The sequence below is a fragment of the Gluconobacter aidae genome, assembly GCF_009547075.1.
In the GTDB taxonomy this organism is placed as follows: Bacteria; Pseudomonadota; Alphaproteobacteria; order Acetobacterales; family Acetobacteraceae; genus Gluconobacter; species Gluconobacter aidae.
The window spans coordinates 1-1690 of record NZ_WIPH01000092.1 but is presented as its reverse complement, the minus strand read 5'-3'; the positions used below and the strand labels follow the sequence as shown (position 1 = coordinate 1690).

Annotated in this window: 2 protein-coding genes; both read left to right on the top strand. The window is 57.5% G+C overall.

Going from position 1 to position 1690, the window contains the following annotated elements:
- Nucleotides 1-453 (top strand): tyrosine-type recombinase/integrase (locus GFJ39_RS13850; protein ID WP_153432036.1); only part of this gene is annotated, 453 nt, incomplete at its 5' end.
- Nucleotides 454-545: 92 nt separating this feature from the next.
- Nucleotides 546-1690: type I restriction-modification system subunit M (locus GFJ39_RS13845; RefSeq protein ID WP_153432034.1), on the top strand; the 1145-nt coding region annotated here is incomplete at its 3' end.

Here is a 1690-nt window from a genome sequence, read left to right as displayed (position 1 = left end):
GCATGCTTCCATGTCCGCCCTCACCCGGAAGATGGATGGTCTCCAAAGTCGGCAGCAGGAACGAGGCTCGTTCCCATCCACTCCCAGCTTATTAAAGCGGGCATCATGAGCTTTTTGAAACCGGAGCAGCATTTCTTGTTTCCCGACCTGCCGACCTCCAGCGAAGGCGTCAGAGGGGCTGCTTTTGGGCAGGCGTTCTCAAAACTGAAGACGAAGCTCGACCTTCCGGCGGAAATTACATTCCACAGCTTCCGGCACACCGTCTCGACGAAACTGCGCAATCAGAACGCCAGCTTCCGCGAGCTCTGGATTGACCGAATTTTGGGACATGAAGCTTCACACCGAAGCCAGGGAACGATGAACTACACCACCTCAATCGACGTGCAGAACCTGAAGAGCGTTATCGAAGCGCTGGAATTCCCAACGTTCAGGTTAGACATTCCGGAGCTTTGAAAGACACCCCAAGGTTGAAGCAAGCCTCGACGCGTGTGGTTCTATCAGGCAGATTGTAACGACGTGTTTTGTCTGTTTGAAAGTCTACCCTGATGCCCCGTGGTCGCCCTCGCAAGAACCCGGATGCCGAGCCCGCCCCAAAGAAGGCGCCTCGGGCAAAAGCCAAAGGGACAGCCGCCACTCTCGGCTTCGAGCAACAGATGTTTCTGGCGGCCGACAAGCTGCGCAAGAACCTCGAACCATCGGATTATAAGCACGTCGCGCTCGGGCTGATCTTCCTGCGTTATATCTCCACGGCGTTTGAAGCCCATCATGCCATCCTGCTGCATGATGATCCGGCGGCCGCAGAAGACCCCGATGAATATCTGGCTGAGAATATCTTCTGGGTGCCGGAGACCGCCCGATGGTCGCATCTTAAGGCCAATGCCCGCTCTCCCGGCATCGGCAAACTGATTGATGAGGCCATGCTGGCCATTGAAAAGGCCAACCCGGAGCAGCTGAAAGGCGTGTTGCCCAAGGATTACGGACGTCCCGCCCTTGATAGCGTCATGCTGGGTGAACTGGTCGACCTCATCTCCGACATTGGCATGGGCGGCAGTGAGGATCAGGCCCGCGATGTGTTGGGGCGCGTCTATGAATACTTCCTCGGCGGCTTTGCCGGTGCCGAAGGCAAGCGCGGGGGCGAATTCTATACCCCGTCCAGTGTCGTTCGGACGCTGGTCTCCATGCTCGAACCCTATAAGGGACGCGTCTATGACCCCTGCTGCGGGTCTGGGGGCATGTTCGTGCAATCCGAACGGTTCGTGGAAAGCCACGGCGGCAAGCTGGGCGATATTGCGATCTACGGTCAGGAAAGCAACCACACCACCTGGCGTCTTGCGAAGATGAATCTCGCCGTGCGTGGCATTGGTGCGGATATCCGCTGGAACAACGAAGGCAGCTTCCTGCGGGATGAACTCAAAGACCTGCGCTTTGACACCATCCTCGCCAACCCGCCGTTCAATATCTCCGACTGGTGGAATGCCTCGCTAGAGGAAGATCCGCGCTGGCAATATGGCAAACCCCCTGCTGGCAATGCCAACTATGCGTGGCTGCAACATATCCTGTGGCACCTTGCGCCGAACGGAACGGCAGGTGTGGTTTTGGCCAATGGCTCCATGTCGTCGAACCAGAACAGCGAGGGCGAAATCCGCCGCCGGATGGTCGAGGCTGACACTGTAGATTGCATGGTCGCACT